This is a genomic window from Planomonospora sp. ID82291, from assembly GCF_015711645.1.
Taxonomy (GTDB): Bacteria; Actinomycetota; Actinomycetes; order Streptosporangiales; family Streptosporangiaceae; genus Planomonospora.
Window position 1 is genome coordinate 580,263 of sequence record NZ_JABTEX010000004.1, and the last position, 18,581, is coordinate 598,843.

Genomic DNA, 18,581 nt, shown 5'->3' on the forward strand with positions numbered 1-18,581 from the left:
AATATAATCCTTTCGTTGTATAACGTATTATATATTTAAAGATTGCGGTGGCACCCGGCAGGCCTGTTGCCGAGGGGGTCAGGCCGGGCGCCGCCGCGGCCGCCAGCCCGGCCGGGGGACCGCGTCCACCAGAGCCCGGGTGTAACCCTGCCGGGGGGCGTCGAGGACGTCGGCGGTGGGGCCGCTCTCGATGAGGCGTCCGTTGCGCAGGACGATGCAAGTGTCGCTGACCTGCCGGACGACGCCGAGGTCGTGAGATACGAACAGGTAGCTGATGCGGGTGCGCTCGCGGATGTCGGCCAGCAGGTTGAGGACCTGGGCCTGGACGCTGACGTCGAGTGCGGAGACGGCCTCGTCCAGGATCAGCAGCGCCGGGTTCAGCGCGAGGGCGCGGGCGATCGCGACGCGCTGGCGCTGGCCGCCGGACAGGGAGGCGGGATACCGGCCGGCGTGCCGGTCGTCCAGGCCGACGGACTCCAGCAGCTCGCTCACCCGGGTCCTGCGGTCGGCTCTGCGGCGCATTCCGTGGATCTTCAGCAGTTCGTGCAGGCCCGCTCCGACGGCCTGGCGCGGGTCGAGTGAGCCGTAGGGGTCCTGGAAGACCATCTGCACGCCGTGCCGGGTCTTGCCGCCGGCCCGCCCGTCGGTGACGACGACGGTGCCGGAGGTCGCGCTCTCCAGGCCCGCCACGATCCGGGCCGCGGTGGTCTTGCCGGAGCCGGACTCACCGACCACGGCCAGGCAGGAGCCGCGTTCGATGGAGAAGCCGATGCCGCGCAGGGCTTCGCGGGGGCCGCCGTTGCGGCTGTGGAAGGTCTTGCGCAGTCCCCGGACGTCCAGAACGAGGTCGCGGTGAGCGGGGATGGTCATGAGGCGCGCTCCTCCAGCCGGTCCGCGATCTCCTCGACGCGGTGGCAGGCCACCGTGCGTCCCTCGATGGACCGGTCGTGCGGCCGCTCGGCGCGGCACCGCTCGACGGCGAAGGGGCAGCGGGGCGCAAAAGAGCAGCCCGTACCCGCCTCATGGGCCGCGACGGGTCGTCCGGGGATGGCGGTCAGCCGCTTGACCTCCGCGGTGGACGGGCGGCACTGCAGCAGACCGGCGGTGTAGGGATGCAGAGGTCGGGCGGAGATCTCCGCCGAGGGCCCGGTCTCGACGATCGAACCGGCGTACATGACCGCCAGACGGTCGGTGACGGCGGCCGCCAGATCCAGGTCGTGGGTGACGAACAGCATCGACACCTGCCGCTCGCGGATCTGCTCCAGCAGGATCGCCATGACGTCGGACTGGACCGTCACGTCCAGGGCCGTCGTGGGCTCGTCGGCGAAGATCAGCCGCGGAGAGGGGAGCAGCGCCGCGACGATCATGACGCGCTGGAGCAGACCGCCCGACAGCTGGTGCGGGTACTGGTGGAGGCGCCGGGCGGCGTCGGTGATGCCGACGTCCGCCATCAGGGCGCAGGCCCGTTCGGTCGCCTCGGCCCGGTTCATCTGGCCGGTGTGCACGACGCCTTCGGTGAGGAACGCGCCGACGGTGCGGGTCGGGTTGATGTGCGCACGGGGGTCCTGGTGGATCAGTGCCACTTCGCGGGACCGGTAGCGGGCCAGCTCGCGCCGGCCGAGTGTGAGGACATCACCGCCGTCGAACGCGATGCGTCCCTCGGCGCGGGTGCCGCGCGGCAGCAGCCGCATCGCGGCTTTGATCGACACCGACTTGCCCGAGCCGGACTCGCCGACCAGGCCGACCGACTGACCTGACCGGACGCTCAGCGACACCTCCCGCACCAGGGTCCGCTCGCCGCCCCGATGGCGGAGGCGGACGTGCAGATCCTGTATGCGGAACAGCGGTGCGGGCGTCATCGGCGGCCTCCGGATCGGGACGAGAGCTGGGCTCCCAGGACGTTGAACGCGACGACCGTGACGACGATCAGGGTTCCGGCCGAAAGGCTCTGCTGGAGGGCTCCGTCCAGCAGTTCCGAGCGCCCTTCGGAGACCATGACGCCCCACTCGGCGGCCGGCGGCTGGATGCCCAGACCGAGGAAGGAGACCGCCGCGAAGTCGGCCAGCGCGGAGCCGAAGCCGTAGGTGCCCTGAGCGGTGACGATCGGCAGGACATTGGGCACCAGATGCCGCAGGCAGATCCGCCACGACGACATGCCCGCCAGCTGAAGGCTCTCCACATAGCCGCGGTGGCGCTCGCGCACCGCGACGCTGCGCACGACCCGCGCCATGTAGGGCAGGTAGACCACGCCGAGAGCCAGGACCGGCGCCCAGAACCCGGAGCCGAACACGGCCGAGGACAGCACCGCGACCAGGACGCCGGGTACGGAGAACATGACGTTGAGCAACCGGTTGACCATGCGGTCGACCCGGCCTCCATGCCACGCACTGAAGATCGCGAGCGCGGTGCCGAGGATCGTGCTGATCAGCATGATCACGGCAGGGCCGGCGAAGCTGAGCCGGGCTCCGGCCAGGGCGCGGGAGAGGATGTCGCGGCCGAGGGAGTCGGTGCCCAGCAGGTGCCGGGCACCGGGTCCCTGGTGTGCGGCCAGCACATCGGTGGCGTCGGGGTCGTACGGCGCGATCCACGGGCCGATGACCGCGATCAGCGTCAAACCGCCGGCGACCAGCGTCGAGGCGATCAGGGCGGGCCGGCCCAGGGACGCGAATCTGCGCCGGGTGAGCTCCCCGGCGGTTCCCAAGGTGACCGCCATCAGGAGGTGGCCCTTTCTCGCGGGTCCAGGGCGACCTGGAGCAGGTCGATGAGCGTGGTGACCACCACGAACGCGACCACGATGATGAGGCTGACCGCGGTGACGACCGGATGGTCCTTGCTGGAGATGCTGCGGATGAGCAGGGCTCCGACACCGTCGACGGCGAACATCTGCTCCACCACCACCGTTCCGGCGACCAACCCGGCCACCGCCAGGCCCGAGGCCGTCAGGACCGGGACGGCGGCGTTGCGCAAGGTGTGATGACGCAGCACGACGCCCGCGGGAACACCGCGGCCGCGCGCGGTCATGACGTACTCCTTCTCCGACTCCTCCGCGACCGCGGCCGCCGTCAGCTGGGACACATATGCCCCGTAGCCGATCGACAGGGCGACCGCGGGAAGGGTCAGGTGCCACACCCGGTCCAACAGGCCGTGGCCACTGCCGTAGGTGGGAAACCAGCCGAGGTCGACCGCGAAGACGCCGATGAGCGCGTTGGCGGCCACGAAGCCCGGCACCGCGATCCCCAGTCCCACCAGGGCGGACACGACGGCGCGGCCTCGCCGCGACAGGCCGCCGACCACGCCGAGCCCGATCCCGACCACGACCACGAGCAGCGCTGCCATGCCGACCAGCAGGAACGTGGTGGCCAGGCGCGGCCCGACGAGGTCGGTGACCTCTTGGCGAGAGGTCAGCGAGATGCCGAAGTCGCCGTGGAGCGCTTCGGTCAGCCAGTGCCGGTACCGCTCCAGCAGCGGGTCGTCCAGGCCGAGCCGCCGGCGCATGTTCGCGCGGGCCTCGTCGGTGGCCTTGGCGCCCAGGAGCTGGGAGACGGGATCGCCCGGGGCCGCCGCAAGCCCGGCGAAGATGACGAACGACGCGGTCAGGACCGTCGCGCCGGCCCCGGCGACCGTCGCGGCGATCTTGCGCGCCGCCGCACCGCGCGGCGTATGGTCCCGCTTCACCGGGCGGCACCGATGAAGGCCATCTGCGGCGTCGACCAGTAGGCGAAGGAGGTGATCGCGCCGGTCAGCCGGTGGTTGATGAACGTCGCGGTGTTGGTCGACACCAGTGGGATCGTGCCCGTGACAGGTTCGTAGATCTCCTGGGCCTGGACGATCAGTTTCGCGCGTTCTCTGGCGTCGAAGGAGGACCGGGCGTCGTTCAGCAGCTTGGTGACCTGCGGGTCGTCGAAGTCCGTGTAGTTGTAGGGCTGGCCGGGCAGCAGGCCGAAACCGAGAGGCTCCAGCGGGTTCTGCGAGGAGTTGAAGCTCGCGCCGTAGAGCAGGTCGATGCCCTTGCGCTTGGTGGCGTCATAACCGGCCTGGTCGAACACCAGCGGTTGCATCGCCTGGATCGTCACGGTGACACCGATCGCCTTGGCCTGCTGCTGGAACAGCTGCGCGATGCGCGAGGCCGCCTGGTCGCCGGCCTGGATCGCCAGCACCAGTGCGCGGCCGTCGTAGGAGGACTGCTTGACCAGCCGCTTGGCGGCCTCGAGGTCGAAGGACCGGGCGGCGGCCCACGTGTCGTAGTCGGCCTGGTAGATGTCGCGTTCGGCGTTCGGCCAGGACGCGGGCGTCAGCTCGGTGTAGTTGGGCTGGGCGGCGCCGTGGTAGACGACCTTGGCGATCGCCGCCCGGTCCACGGCCCGCTGGAAGGCGTCGCGGAGTTTCCGGTCCTTCAGCGGGCCGTCCGGGCGGGCGACGGAGATCGACGTGCTCTGGGTGGACGGCCCGAACACCAGGCGGCCGGTGGCGGAGCGGGACAACTTGGCGAACGTGGAGACCGGCACCTCGTACGAGCCGTCGATCTCGCCCGCCTCCAGCGCCTGGGCCAGTGCGGTGTCATCCGCCACGAAGGTGAAGTCGACCTGCTTGGCCTTGGGCTTCAGCCCGGTGTTCCAGTAGGCGTCGTTGCGCTCGATCGTGATCCCGCTGCCCGCGCGCCAGGAGGCGAACCGGTAGGGGCCGGTGCACATCAGGCCGCCGCTCGCCGTACCGACCTCGTCGCCGGTCCGCTCCGCCCACGCCTTCTGGACCACGACGCCCGCCAGCGTCGCCAGGCTGGTGACGAACGTCGAATCCGGCCGGCTGAAGGTCACCGTGATCTCCTGGGCGCCGGTGGCCTTGATGCTCTGGACGAAGCCGAAGGCGAAGGCGACCGCCGAGTCCTCGGCGGCCGACCGCTTCAGGCTGAAGACGACGTCGGCGGCGGTGAGGGGTGTGCCGTCCCAGAACGTCACGCCGTCGCGGACCGTCAGCTTCAGCCGCGTGGGGGAGACCTGCTCATATGTCGCCAGGTTCGGGCCGATGTCGAACGTCTCGTCCATCGTCAGCAGGCCCTCGCACATGTTGCGCACGATCTGACCGGAGCCGTAGTTCACCGCGTTGCGCGGGTCGAGGGTGTCGGGCTCCCCGCTCACGTTCCAAGTGATCTTTTCGACGTCGGCCGTGGCGGTCGGCAGCACCGCGATCAGCTCGGATGCGCCGGTCGGCGGCTGCGACGCCGTGCCGTCGCCGCTGCTGCACGCCGCGAGCGTGCCGCCCGCGAGAAGCACGGCAATGGTCGCCGCCGTCCCACGCGCTGTCAGGGGGGCGAGATTCATGCCTTCTCCTCCATTGAAACCGCATCCCGGCATGTGACCCACACCACGTCGGTTGTGTAACGGTGAACATATAACCAACGCGATAAAACGGGCAATGCATCCCGGTGGATGTGACCGGATGGAAATCCAGCCGACCGTTCCCGCAGAGGCGGACGGCCCGCCGAGAGGACTCGGCGGGCCGCGCAAGGGGCGAGACGCAGGAAGGGGACGGGATCAGAGGTCGGGATGGCGGGTGTGCCAGTCGGTCGCACGCTGGTAACGGGCGGCCACCGAGATCACGTCGGCATCGGCCCACAGGCGGCCGATGAACTGCAGGCCGATCGGCAGCCCGTCGGCGTCGAAGCCGCCGGGCACGCTGATCGCGGGGAGCCCGGCGTGGCTGGGCGGCTCGGTCATCGCGTGGATCAGCAGGCCCAGCGGCGGGGCCTGCCGCCCGTCGACGAGGCGGGCGGGGCCGTAGTCGCCGCCGTGCGGGAAGGCCGGAACGGGGGTGGTCGGGGTGACCAGGACGTCGGCGCCGCTCATCGCCTCGGCGAAGGCGTTGTAGATGTCGGTCCTGCCGCGCCGGAAGGCGGCGTTGACCTGCCGTCCGGTGACGCTCCTGGCGCGCTCTCCCACCTCCTGGATCATGGGCCACGGCTCCAGGCCGCCGGCCTGCATCTCTTCCACGAACTCCAGGTACTCATAGCCGTTGAAGTGGTCGAAGAACAGCGCGGTGTCGGGCAGCCGGACACCGACCTCCTCGACGGTGGCGCCTGCGGCGCGCATGTCGTCCAGCGCCTCCGTGAAGAGCCTGCGCACGTCGGGGTCGAGGACCTTCTGCCCCAGGTCGTAACAGGCGGCGATGCGCACACCTGTCAGGTCTCCCGGGGCGAGGGCGGCGTGAACATAGCTGCGGGTGTCACGCGGCACGGAGAACCGGTCGCAAGGATGGTGGCCGGCGGTGGCCTCCAGCACCATCGCGGCGTCGAGCACGGTGCGGGCGATGGGGCCGTCGGTGGAATCGCCGTCGGTGTTGTCGGCGGTGGGGACGCGGCCGATGGACGGCTTGATCCCCACCGCGCCGCACAGCGACGACGGCACGCGGATGGACCCGCCGCCGTCCGATCCCCAGGCGACCGGGCCGACCCCCGCGACGACCGCAGCGGCCGCGCCGCCACTGGATCCGCCCGCGTTGTAGCCCGGCCGCCACGGCGTGCTGGTCGAGCCCGTGAGCTTGCTCTCGGTGACCCCGAGCAGCCCGAACTCCGGGGTCGTGGTCTTGCCGAGCAGGATCACGCCCTGCTCCTTCAGCCGCGCCCATCCGATCGCGTCCTCCTGCGGCACGTACTCGGCGAAGGCCGTACAGCCGTAGGTGGTCCGCACCCCGGCCGTCTCCGTCAGGTCCTTGACCGTCATCGGCACCCCGAACAGCGGTGGCAGCTCCTCTTTCGCCCGCAACCGCCGCTCGGCCTCCCTGGCGTCCTCGCGCGCCTGCCCGGCGGTGACGGTGACCATGACGTTCAGGGCGGGATTCACCCGGTCCATCCGGTCAAGGACGGCGTCGACCACCTCCACAGGGGACACCTCGCCGCTGCGATACAGCGCACCGAGCTCCGCGGCGCTCTTCCAGTACAGGTCATCCGACATGCCGTCTCCCTGGGGCCGAGATGGATCCCCGAAGTATGTATGACGCCCGTCGTGTAACACAACACTTAAATAATGGTTCCAGTGCGACCGGCTGATGAACCGCGCCGAGTTTCGTGGAGGCCGGGTTCGTGGTCGCCCGGCCGGCGATCATGCGTGAGCAGGCGTCGGCGAAGGCGATTACCTGGGCGGCGGATCGTGTCACGGTCCCTCAGCCGACCGGCGTCGTCCCGCTGCCGTCCTCGACGACGGGGGCCGGCGTCCGATCCGCCGACCCGGCGACCCCGTCGGTCAGGATGCCTGGCGCTGCTTGAGGCGCTGTGCCTCCTTGCGCACCTCGGCCTGGACCGACCGCTCACGCTTCAGCCACTCGGGCTCCTCCGCCTTGATGGCGTCGATCTCGGCGGTGGTGAGCGGCCCGGTGACGCCGCCCCTGGCCAGGCCGGAGTTGGAGACGCCCAGCTTCACGGCGACGACCTGCCGGGGGTGCGGCCCGTTGCGCCGCAGATCGGCCAGCCAGGCCGGCGGAGCGGCCTGCAGCGCGTCCAGCTCGTCCCTGGAGACGACCCCCTCCTGGAACTCGGCGGGAGTGGCCTCCAGGAGTACACCCAGCTTCTTGGCCGCGGTCGCGGGCTTCATCGTCTGGGCGGTCTTGAGCTTGGTCATGGTGCCAAGGGTAGGGCGTGAATCCGCCTCCTCCGGCATCGGTACCCTGGGGAGGTGACCGACAGGGAGTTCCGGCTGGCGTACGTGCCCGGGGTGACGCCCGCCAAGTGGGCCGGTGTCTGGGCCGAGCGCGTGCCCGACGTGCCGCTGACCCTGGTCCCCGTCGCCGCCGCCGAGGCGGTGGGGCTCCTGCGCGCAGGCGGCGCCGACGCCGGGTTCGTACGGCTGCCCGTCGACCGCGAGGGGCTCAGCGTGATCCCCCTCTACGTCGAGACCACCGTGGTCGTGGTGTCGAAGGACCATCCGGTGGCCGCCGCCGACGAGGTGACCCTCGCCGATCTCGCCGACGACGAGGTGCTCCACCCGAGGGACGACACCCTCGGCTGGACGGCCCTGCCGGGGCTGCCGGCCTTCACGCGTCCGGACACGACGGCGGAGGCGGTCGAGCTGGTGGCGGCGGGGGCCGGGCTGCTGCTGGTCCCGCAGTCGCTGGGGCGCCTGCACCACCGCAGGGATCTGACCTGCCGGCCGGTGGCGGACACGCCGCAGTCGCAGGTCGCGCTGGCCTGGCCTGCGGAGGCGACGACCGAGCTGGTGGAGGACTTCGTCGGCATCGTCCGCGGACGCACGGCGAACAGCTCGCGGGGCCGTACCCCCGCGCCCGCCCCGGAGAAGGCGCGGAAGCAGCCGCGGCGACCCGCTCCGGACGGGTCGGGTCGCCGCGGCGCGCGAACCGGCCGGGGCGGGAAGGGCCACCGGCCCCGCTGAAGGGCCGTCTCCGCCCGCGGCGGACCTTCCGGCGGTCCCTCCGGTGGACTCCGGCGGTCCCTCCGGCGCGGCCCGTCGCCGGACGGCCGGCTCCGGCGGACCCGCGGAGGCTCACCCCTGCAGGGCGGCCTCGGGTTCGTCGTGAGTGATGTGCATGAGCTGGCGCCAGAGCGCCGCCACGAAGACGGCGGAGCCGGTGAAGGCGAACCAGAAGGGGGCGGTCACGCCGTAGCGGGCGGCCAGCGCCCCGCCGATGAGCGAACCGGCGACCAGGCCGCCGAAGATGCAGATGGTGTTCACCCCGCCCGCCCGGCCCTGCAACTCGGCCGGGACGGCCCGCTGCCGGACGGTGACCGCCGTGGTGCCCCAGATGGACAAGTGCGCGCCGAACACCAGGAAGATCGCCGAGGCCGCCCACGGGGAGGTGGTGAGCGCGAGGCCGAGATGCGTGAGCGTCTCGAGGATCAGCCCGACGCGCATGATCGCTCCGAGGCTGAACCGGCGGGTGATCGTCCCGTAGAGGGTGGTGCCGATGAGTCCGCCGATCGCGCTGACGGTGGTGAGCAGGCCGAAGCCGATCGGGCCGAGGCCGAGCCGTTCCAGGCTGTAGAGGACCAGCACCGACCAGGCGGCGCCGAACGTGATGTTGAAGATCAGGATGGTGAGGGCCAGGGTCCGTACGGCGGCGTGCCGGACCGTCCAGCCGAGCCCTTCCCTGAGGTCCTGCCGGAGGCCCGCGGCTCGGGCGCCGTCCTCCCGCCCGTGCGGCGGCAGCGAGATCCGGGAGACCATGACGAGTCCCGCCGTGACGAGCAGGAACTGCCCGGCGAACGGCCAGGTCGCGCCGGCGGTGAAGAGCAGCGCGCCCAACGGCGGCCCGGCGAGCTGGTTGAGGGTGAGGAAGCCGGTCTGCAACCGGGCGTTCGCCACCATGAGATCGTCGCGGGCGACCAGCATCGGGGTGAGCGTCGCGGTGGTGTTGTCGGCGAACACCTCGGTGATCCCGACCAGCGCCAGTGCGATCAACGCCCCGGCCACCGTCGCGGTCCCGGTGGCGATCATCGTGATCAGCCCGGCCAGGATCGCCAGCCGTACGGCGTTGGCCGTCAGCACGATCCGCCGCCGGTCCAGCCGGTCCGACAGCACCCCCGCGTAGAGGCTGAACGCCAGCGGCGGCGCCCAGCCGATCAGCGCGCCCAGCGAGATCAGGAACGGGTCGCGCGTCAGCGACGCGATGAGCAGCGGCGCCGCCGCCATCGCCACACCGTCGCCGAGGTTGGTCGCCCAGCTCGATCCCAGCAGCCACCGGAACGACGATCCCAGCCGTTCGGGTACGAATCGCCCGATCACCTTGCGCATCACAGCTCCAGGACCTTACGGCCCCCCTCCGCCGGAGGCAACGCGAATACGGTCACCCCCCGGCGGCCCTGACGGCGACGGGCGGGCCGGCGCCGTTCCCGGTGCGGCCCGCCGAGGACCGAGGATCCTCCGGTCAGCCGCCGCCCCACCGCCCCGTCACGGCCGTACGGTGCCCCCGCACCTCCAGGACCTTGGCGAAGCCCCGCTGGCGGTGTGGGAGGCCGTGGACCAGCATGACCTCGCGGGCGCCGACTTCGTCGGCGATGTCGAGGAGTCCCCGCCTGTCGGCGTGGGCCGAGAGCCGCATCATCTCGATCCGCGCCCTGAGCGGGATGTCCCGCTGCACGCCGTGGTCGTCGACGGACAGCAGAGGGGCCCGCTCTTCGACCAGCCTGAGCAGCCGGGCGCCGGCGGACTCCTCGTCCTGGTAGCCGGAGAGGAACAGCGCGCTGCGGGGCTCCGGCAGGATCCGGGCGGCCCACTGGACGGCGGGTCCTCCGGTGAGCATGCCCGACGTCGTGATCACGACACCGGAGGTGAACAGGTCCAGATCACCGGGGCGCCGGGCACGGGCCACGTTCTCGCCGAGGATGCGCAGGGGAGCCGACCGGTCCGCCGTGATGCGCTCGAAGGACGACGTCACGTCGGCGGCCATCCCGTCGAGCAGCACCGGCACGTGCGGAAGGTGCCTACGCATGATCATGGCGAGCTCCTGCGCCCGACCCAGCGCGAAGGCCGGGATGAGGACGCGCCCGCCGGCCGTGCAGACCTCCGCGACGGCCCGGATCAGGTCCTTGACCCGGGTCTCCCGCGGGTCGTGGTTCTCGGCGCAGCAGGTGGACTCCATGACGAGGAGATCCGCCTCGCGTGCCGAGTCCGGGACGGCGTAGCCGTCGACGGTCTCCTGGCGGAAGCCCGAGATGTCGCCGGTGATGACGACGCGCTGGTCACCGGCCCGGATGACGACTCCCGCGGCGCCGAGGACGTGCCCGGCCGGGAACAGCTCCACCGTGAGGTCGCCGATCCGGCGCACGGCGCCGAACGGGACCTCCTCGCAGCGTCGCGCGGCGGCCTCCACCGCGTCGCGCCGGTACAGCGCCTCGCCGTCCCCGCCCCACCGGCGGTGGAGCCGCTCGCGCTCGCCCATGAGCTTCGCGGAGTCCGCCCACATCCGCGGCATCAGCTGGGCCGTCTCCGGAGTGGAGACGATCCGCAGATCCGGGAGGCGTTCGACCAGGGCGGGAACGTAACCGCAGTGGTCGGTGTGGGCGTGCGTGACCACGACGGCGTGCACCGGCCCGGCCAGGGCCCGGGCGATGTCACGCGGGGGGAGGGCCGTCTCACCGGGCCGTAGCCCGGCGTCGACCAGCAGGCGGGTCCCCGCCGCTTCGACGAGCACGCAGGAGCCGCCGATCTCCCCGCCTCCTCCCAGGGGATGGACGCGGAGGCGCCGTTCTCCGGTGACGGCCGCCCGGGGGGACTCCGCCGCAGGCCCCGGAGGCGTGATGATCGCCTGAAGCGCCGCGGCGAGGGCCTCCGGCGTGATCCCGGCGGCCCGGGCCGCGAGCACGATCGGGGGTGCGGGCCTTTCCCGGGGTCCGGTCCGGACGTTGCGCGGGTCCCGGGTCTCGGGGCCTCCGTCGACGGTGTCGGGCGACTGCTGCAGAACCGCGAGCAGACCGGACGCCAGGCTGTGGGGATCGTGCAGCCGCCGCTGCAGGGCGGCCACCTGCGTGTCCAGCTCCTCCGCCCGTTTCTCCGCGTCGGCGAGCGCGCCCCTGGCGCTCTGGAGCGCTCCGTCGGCGTGCTCGTACCGTCCTCTGGCCGTCTCCAGCCGGTCGCGCAGCTCGTCGAGCTTCTCCTGCCGGCGTTTGTGCAGGGTACGGCGGGCCTCCGCTTCCCTGCCCAGCCGCTCCGCCAGCCGGAGGCCCGCCCGGACGGTGTCGTCGTCCGGGGACAGGACCAGCGTGGCGAGGGCCTGCAGCTCCGTCCGGTCCCGGCGGATCCGCAGCTCCCGCCGGATCCTGGAGCGGAGGGCGGGCACCTGGAGCAGCGCGTCGACGATCACCCGGCGCCGTTCGACGACGAACCGCTCCACGTCGTGTCCCTGCCCGGCCAGCCCCGGCCGGGACAGCATCACCTCCGCGGCCGCGCGGAGGATCGGCAGGAGGGGATCCGTCACCGGGGGGTCCCCATCCGCTGGGTCGCCTTCAGCACGACGGGTTCCAGCCGCAGCGTCCCGTCGCCCTGGGGGACCAGCGCGCCGAGGATCCGGAGCACGTCGACCAGATCGGCGGCGGAGACGTAGCCCTCCTGCCGGAGGTTCGCCTCCGACAGGGGATGCGCCGCACCGTCGGCTCCGACCGAGGCGATGAGCTCGGCGAGCGTCTCCGGGCTCTCGGAGAGGTCGGGAAGCTCCACCAGCGTGCGCCATGCGGCGCTGAGCGCGGGGCCGGAGAGCACCCCGGTCGATCGGACGAACTCCTCCGGGGCCTCCTTCAGGTACGTCCGGCAGCACTCCAGGGCGTGTTCGCGGTCGGCGTCGGCGCCGGAGAGCACGTGGACCACCTTGCTGATCAGCAGCGGCCAGCCCCCGGTGGCGCGCAGCAGCGCGTCCTGGCTCGACCTGTCCTGGAAACCGAGGCCGACCTCGTGCATCCACTGCCGGACGGCGGCCTGGTTGAAGCGCTGCAGCTCGATCAGTTCGGCGACGCCGGTCAGGTCGCCGGGGCCGCCGTCTCCCCCCGCGGTCCCACGGCCGGCCGAGAGCCATTCCGCGGCGTGCTCGGGCGGCGCGACCAGGACGACGGAGCGCGTGCCCCTGGCTCCCCTGACCGGGGTGGAGACCGCCCCGGCCGCGGCCCGGGCGAGGGCGGCCGCCTTCCTCGGCGGCTGGCCGGTGAGGTCGACGATCACGATGTCGTGTCCGGAACTCTGCGGGGCGCGTTGCAGCGCCCCTTCCAGGGTGAGACCGTCCGCCCCGACCCGCAGCGTCCGTGCCTGCTTGTGCCGTGACGCGGCCTCCTCCAGCGCGGCGGCCACCCGGTCGATCTGCAGCGCCGGGGAACCGGCGATCAGGTGCAGCGCGTTGCGGTGGCCGAGCAGCCGGGCCACCTGGCTGCCGGTCAGGGGGGAGCGTTCGCCGTGCTCCTTGTAGGCGTCGCGGTAGGACTGCGCGTCGAACTCCTCGGGCCGCTCGAACGTCTCGGCCTGCCCGAGCACGGCCTCGACCTCGTCGGCCCCGCCGAGCAGGTTGAGGATGTGCGGGGTGCGCAGCCGGTAGCGTTCGCCGTCGGCGGCGAGCACGCCGAGGTTGACGCACTCCTCCAGCAGTCCCCGGAACCCGTCGCTGGTGGAGTCCCTGAACCCGTGCGGCCACCACTCCAGGCATTCGGCCCGCAGCTGGTTCGCGGTCAGTTCGCCGGCGGCGCCTTCGTCGAGTGCGTGGAACGCCACGGTGTAGGCGATGACCTTGTATCGCTTGTCCAGGTTCAGGGTCCATTCGAAGCGGTCGCGGAACCCCCGGGCCAGCTTGTTGTCCCGCCAGACCGCGTCCACGTCCTCCCGCGTGATCTCGTACGGCAGGGCCGCGTGCGTCGCCGAGATCCGGCGCAACCGGGTCAGCAGGGCGTCGGCGAACAACTGGATGAGGGCGGGGGCGTTGTTCGCCTCGGCGATGACACGCGCCCCCAGCCGCGGGGAGAAGCGGAACCCCAGCGCCTCCAGCGGTTTGGTCAGCAGGCTGTAGGCGTCCTGCGGGTCGAGCGGGCCGACCGCGATGGGCGTGCCCAGGTGGGCGAGGGGCTGGTTGGACAGGCTCTCGAACCGGGCGGTCTGGTGCAGGCCCGCGAAGACGACCTTCACCCGCCGCTCCGTGTCGTTCATGAGGTTGCGCAGCGCGATGACGTTGCCGAAGGAGGCGTCCCTCGCGTCCGCGTTGAGGAACTCGTCGGCCTCGTCCAGCAGGATCAGCAACTGCCGCGCCGGATCGCCCTCGGCCCACTCCTTCACCCTCCGGCAGATCTCCTCCGGATCGGCCGGAGGGACCGGGGCGCTCGGCAGCACCTCGGCCTGGGCGAGCCGGTCGGCGAGCATCCGCCACAGCGCGGTGACCGATTCGATCTTGCCGATGTTCTGGATGACCTCGGAGATGACCACCCGCGTCCCGTCGGTCTTGCGGATGTTGCGCTCGGCCTTGCGCAGCAGCGCGGACTTGCCGAGCTGGCGCCCGCCGTACACGAACGAGGACCCGGTCCGGCTGGTGACCTCCTGCAGCTGGTCCAGGCGCCCGTAGAACATCTCCTCCGGCACGTCGCCGGTGGGCGCGTACGGGTTCGTGGCGGTGAACGGAGCCAGCAGACCCACCGTCGCGGTCCAGTTCGCGTCGGGCAGGCAGGCCAGGTAGCTGATCGCGGCGTCGTCCAGGAAGGCCGCGACCGGCGTGGGACGCCTGCGGCTCACCGCGGCCAGCTGGCGGCGCTGCTCCGTCGTGAGCACCCCGAAGTAGAAGACCAGGACGGTCTGGTCCGTCGGCTGGTCCTTCAGCCATTCGACGACCTGCTGCGGCCCCGGCGGCTTCCACACCAGCAGCAGCTGGAGCCGGTCACCGGACGGGCTCATCCGGGACCCGAAGGCCGGCAGCAGCGGATCGCCGATCGTCCGCACCCGGTCCAGCGTGATCCAGAGGCGGTCCCGCTCCCCCCGGGAGGCCCCCTGATCGCCTTCGAGGCCGATCAGCCGCAGCACGCTCGCGACGGCGGTCCGGATGTTGCCGGCGGCCTTCGGCCCCTGGGACATGGTCTGCCAGACGCGCAGGCCGTATCCCGCCACTCCACGCTGTCCTCGGGGGACGCCGGAGACCGACAGCCCGGTCCGGCGCAGGAGGTCGGCGAGGTCGGGATCGGCGACCTCGCTGCCGACGTCGAGCGCGTCCTTGAGCTTCAGGAGCCATTCGGCGCCTTCGCGGCCCTTCTGCTTCCCCGGCAGCCGGGCGGACATGCTCTCGAAGGCCTGCGGGAAGTGCGGGAAGAACCGCTCCAGGTGGTCGACGGCGTCCGAGATCTCGGGCAGCCGGTTGCCGTTCTTCGCCTGGACCGTGAACTCGCGGGCCGTGGTCAGATCGCCGTCCTCGATGTAGGCCCTGATCCGTTCGCGGACGGCGGCGACATCGGTGTTCTCCGCGCTCAGGGCGGCCAGGGAGCCGAGTTCCGCGGCGATCTCACGGTCGCGGATCCGGGCCGCCTCCAGCTCCAGCCCGTCCAGGGCGTGCATGATGGCGTCGAAGTCGTCCCGGTCGTCGCTGCCGAGCGCCTGGAGGGCGGCGGCGAAGCGGGTGGCGTCGATCTCCGGCAGTACGCCGTCGCGGCGCCACTCCGCGATCCGGTCCTGGACGTCCTCGACGCGGTCGTCGCGTTCGCGCCGGGCCGTGTCGACCAGCTTGTCCCTGCGCTGGCGGAGTTCGGCGGCGAGCGTCTGGTCGTGGTGGGCCAGGACCGACAGCAGGGCGCGTGTGCCGCGGTGGTCGCCCCGTCCGGCACGCGCCTCGAAGGCCGCCCGCCAGTCGCGGTCGCCCGCCGTGCAGAGGGGGAGCAGGTCTTCCGGCGCGGGGCCGGTCAGCGGGGCGACGGCGTCGGCGTCGAACCCGATCGCGGGGGACAGGAGCAGGTCGCCGTTGAGCAGGTGCGCGATGGGGGGCTCCGACTGGGGGAGCGGGCCGCCGTCCAGCAGGCGCAGCGCGTCGCGGACCAGCGCGGACAGGCCGGCCGCCGCCGCGGCCACGAGGACGTCGGGCGAGTCCTCCAGGCCGGCGAGCTCGCTTTCGACCTGCGCCCGGTGGCGGTGCACGGTCGTCCGGAGCTCGTCCAGGTGCCGGAAGACCCAGGAGACGCCTGAGCTGTCCGGTCGCAGGGACTTCGCCTCGCCTATCGCCGCGACCCATTTCGCCACGAGGTCCAGCGCTTTGTCGATCTTCTCGATCAGTTTGGCCCGGGCGCCGGAGTGAATGCGGCTGCCGCGTTTGCGGGAGGCCCGGTCCTTGGTCGCCGCGTCGACCATCCGCTCGATCGCGTCGCCGGTCCGCAGCGCGTCGAGCTCCTGGCCGATCTCGTCCACGCGGGAGTCGTCGTCATGGGCGACGACGGACAGCAGTTTGCCCAGGCCGGTCGAATCGTCCTGGAGCAGGGACTTCCAGACCTCTGTGGCCAGCGCGAACTTGATCGTCTGGGACGGACCCTCCTCCAGGAACCTGGCCGCGGCGGCGGAGGCCTGCTCCCGGCTCCCCTCCGCGCGGGAGGTGTCGTACATCCGCCCCGACAGGCCGGGCACCAGGTAGGCCCCGGCCCGCGCCGCCCTGCCGAACGCCTCACCGCAGGCCGTCAGACCGGGGTACGGCGAGACCACCGGCGAGAGCTCGTCCAGGAGCCGGGTCGCTTCCGGCGTCGGGTGGATCAGCCCCGTGCGCAGCGCGGCCGCCCAGGTGATCAGCTGTCCGGGCGCGTCGTCGCCGAGGGCCTTCATCGTCACGCTCCCGGCGGACTCGGTGAAGGCGGCCGACAGCCGGCCGGCGAACTCGCTCATCGCGGTGGAGATCGCGGCGCACCGGCGCGCGTTCACCTCCGCCGGCGGCCTGCCCGCGGCCTCACGCAGCCAGGCCGTCAGCCCGAACCGCCCGGTGCGCAGCGAGACCGCCTCGGCCTCGGCGGTGTCGCCGGCGAGGCCGGTCCCGCCGGTCGGCCCCGCCGACCTCGGGGACTCCGGGGACTCCTCGGCGAGCGGCGCGGAGGAGTTCCGGGCGGGCTCCGCGGGGAGCACCCCACCGGCCTCGTCGGCCCGGGGCGCCCGCACGTCCGGCGGAGGGATCCGCTCCGGGCCGGGCACGCGGGCGGACGACGGGCCCGGTTGCGCCGGCTGCACCGGGACGCCGGCGATGAAGGCGTCCAGGGAGGCCAGCTCGTCCGGGTCCGCCGAGCCGGTCGGGGCCTCTTCGGCGAGCGGCGCGGACGGTGCCGGCGGGCCGTCCGCAGAGGAGGCCCCGCCTCCGTCGCCCCCGCCTCCGTCGCCCTCGGCTCCGTTCTCTTCGGCTCCGTCGGCCCCGCCCGCGGAGTCCTCGGGGGAGAGCCCGTCCGACGGGGCCGGGGCGCCGCGGCGACCGTCCTCTGCGGAGCCCTCCGGGGCGGGGACGGCGGGCAGGACGATGCGCGCGTCGGCGGGAACGGTCAGCCAGCCCCGCACCGCCGCCGCACCCAGCTTCCGCCAGCCGGGGGGCGCCTCCTGGCGGAAGCGTTCCTGCAGGTCGTCGGTCTGCTCAAGGGCATCGGGGTCGTCGGCGAGGCTGATGAGCTCTGCGAGGATCCCCAGCACGGGGGATTCGGAGACGGCGGCCTCACGGACCTCCCGGAGCAGGTCCTCAAGGCCGGGGGGACCGCTGATGTGCGCCATCGCGAGGATCCGCCTGCGCCGGGAGCGCGCGGCGTCGAGGTGATCGAGCGCGTGCCCGAGCGCCTCGGCGGTCGCGTCGGGTGGCAGGGGGCCGTGCACGGACTCGATCGCGTCCCGCAGGCCGTCGAAGTCCCCGACGCTCCGCAGGATCACGTTGACGTCCTCGTCGAGAGGGCGCCGGGCGTCGTCGAACGCCCGTCGTACCCGTTCGGCGGCGTCCGCCGCGGCCGGAAGCGCGCGGCGCAGGAGGTCCAGCTCTGCGCGGAGCGCCTCGACGGGGGACTCCTGACCGTCCGCGGCGGCTCCGTCGGCGGCCGGGGCCGCCTCCTCGTCGCAGGACGTGCCGATCGCGGCTCCATCTGATACGTGCGATGCGTCAGATATGTCTGACGCGTCCGGTCCGTTTGATCCGTTCAAGGGAGGTTCCTGGAGTGATCGGGCGGGGAGCAGGGGCAGGGCGGCGTCTCTGAGCCCGGGCAGTGGGATCGGTCTTCCGGGAAGCTCCGGGTGGAGGACGCAGAGCTCCTGCCAGGCCGAGCGGACCGCTTCCGCGGCTTCGGGACCCATGCGCTCGGCGGAGCCGGTGAGCAGGGCGAGCGCGATCCCTGACAGCGGCACGTCGTGCTGGTAGGCGTCGGTGAGAACGAGGTCGATCATGTTCTCGGTGAGCGCTCTGGTGTTCGCCAGCATCTCGACCAGGGCGTGCGCCTCGGCGAGGACCGCGGCGGCGGCGTCGGGACGCAGCAGCCTGGCGCACTCGTCCTCGGAGAGCTCGTCGTGGTTCTCGAAACCGCCGATGAAGGGCCTGCTCAAGGTGCAGATGAGCGAAGCCCGCCGCTTCTTGTCGTTTCCGTGGAGAAGGCGGGCGAGGTTGGTGGTCGCCGATCTGGTGATCGACCGCATGTCGCGCAGCCCGACGTGGCTCAGTATCTTCTTGCGGAGCGCCGGGGGGTAGGCGCGGATCGAGAGAAGGTCGTCAGAGGTCACCCTGGCCGCCACGTCGGCCATGACCGTCTCGACGCGCGCGAACGCGGGAAGTCCGCCGACTCCGCCCAGGGGGGTCGGATGTCGTCCGTGCGGGCCGTTCTCGTCACAGCGTCGTCGCATGGTCCTCGCCCTTCCTCGTATGGCCCATGACCGTAGGGGCCGCAGATCACAAATCGTCGACGGACGGCAGGATGGGAGTCTTTCTCGCAAGGCCGGGCACGGCGCGCTTCTCCGGCGGCGCCGCCGGGCCGTCTTCGGGCACGCGGCGTCGGACATGGCGGCGGAATCGGCTGGCGCCGGTCGGCAAAGGAGAGGCTCCTCGCGGTGAGGGGGACGAGGGCGTCGCCTCGGGCCCCGACGTGCGTCGATATTATCGCGACAAACCCACCTATGCAACGTGAATACGGTTCACGGATGCAT

11 protein-coding genes are annotated in these 18,581 nt (G+C 72.2%); 1 reads left to right on the plus strand and 10 read right to left on the minus strand.

The genetic code is table 11. From position 1 onward, the window contains the following. Window positions 1-78: 78 nt before the first annotated feature. From HS045_RS27050 to HS045_RS27080, 7 genes are all read right to left on the minus strand, one after another. Complete coding sequence (locus HS045_RS27050; RefSeq protein ID WP_196454287.1) at window positions 79-870, minus strand: ABC transporter ATP-binding protein; 792 nt, start codon at window positions 868-870, stop codon at window positions 79-81. Then, window positions 867-1,859 carry an ABC transporter ATP-binding protein gene (locus HS045_RS27055; RefSeq protein WP_196454288.1) on the minus strand — a complete coding sequence of 331 codons (993 nt, stop codon included), beginning with the start codon at window positions 1,857-1,859 and terminating at the stop codon, window positions 867-869. Before HS045_RS27055 ends, HS045_RS27050 begins: the two co-directional genes overlap by 4 nt. Further along, entirely contained in the window at window positions 1,856-2,713 is an 858-nt protein-coding gene (locus HS045_RS27060; RefSeq protein WP_196454289.1) for an ABC transporter permease, read from the minus strand. Before HS045_RS27060 ends, HS045_RS27055 begins: the two co-directional genes overlap by 4 nt. Further along, window positions 2,713-3,675 carry an ABC transporter permease gene (locus HS045_RS27065; protein ID WP_196454290.1) on the minus strand — a complete coding sequence of 321 codons (963 nt, stop codon included), beginning with the start codon at window positions 3,673-3,675 and terminating at the stop codon, window positions 2,713-2,715. The genes HS045_RS27060 and HS045_RS27065 overlap by 1 nt, the downstream gene beginning before the upstream one ends. After that, the gene (locus tag HS045_RS27070) at window positions 3,672-5,318 is read right to left on the minus strand and encodes an ABC transporter substrate-binding protein (RefSeq protein ID WP_196454291.1); all 1,647 of its coding nucleotides are present in this window, start codon (window positions 5,316-5,318) and stop codon (window positions 3,672-3,674) included. Before HS045_RS27070 ends, HS045_RS27065 begins: the two co-directional genes overlap by 4 nt. A 213-nt stretch (window positions 5,319-5,531) precedes the next feature. After that, entirely contained in the window at window positions 5,532-6,947 is a 1,416-nt protein-coding gene (locus HS045_RS27075; protein ID WP_196454292.1) for an amidase, read from the minus strand. A gap of 288 nt (window positions 6,948-7,235) precedes the next feature. Next, window positions 7,236-7,610, minus strand: coding sequence for a DUF5997 family protein (locus HS045_RS27080; protein ID WP_196454293.1), 375 nt, complete (start codon window positions 7,608-7,610; stop codon window positions 7,236-7,238). A gap of 54 nt (window positions 7,611-7,664) precedes the next feature. Here HS045_RS27080 and HS045_RS27085 point away from each other — a divergent pair, with 54 nt between their 5' ends. Further along, window positions 7,665-8,378: a LysR family substrate-binding domain-containing protein gene (locus HS045_RS27085; protein WP_307827742.1), complete on the plus strand. Its 714-nt coding sequence runs from the start codon at window positions 7,665-7,667 to the stop codon at window positions 8,376-8,378. 111 nt (window positions 8,379-8,489) lie between these two features. Here the strand turns inward: HS045_RS27085 and HS045_RS27090 are convergent, their stop codons facing one another. From HS045_RS27090 to HS045_RS27100, 3 genes are all read right to left on the minus strand, one after another. Beyond that, a complete protein-coding gene (locus tag HS045_RS27090; RefSeq protein WP_196454294.1) occupies window positions 8,490-9,737 on the minus strand; it encodes an MFS transporter in 1,248 nt (415 codons plus the stop codon). Window positions 9,738-9,870: 133 nt separating this feature from the next. Then, complete coding sequence (locus HS045_RS27095) at window positions 9,871-11,919, minus strand: MBL fold metallo-hydrolase (RefSeq protein ID WP_196454295.1); 2,049 nt, start codon at window positions 11,917-11,919, stop codon at window positions 9,871-9,873. Next, a complete protein-coding gene (locus tag HS045_RS27100) occupies window positions 11,916-18,281 on the minus strand; it encodes a hypothetical protein (RefSeq protein WP_196454296.1) in 6,366 nt (2,121 codons plus the stop codon). Before HS045_RS27100 ends, HS045_RS27095 begins: the two co-directional genes overlap by 4 nt. Window positions 18,282-18,581: the final 300 nt, after the last annotated feature.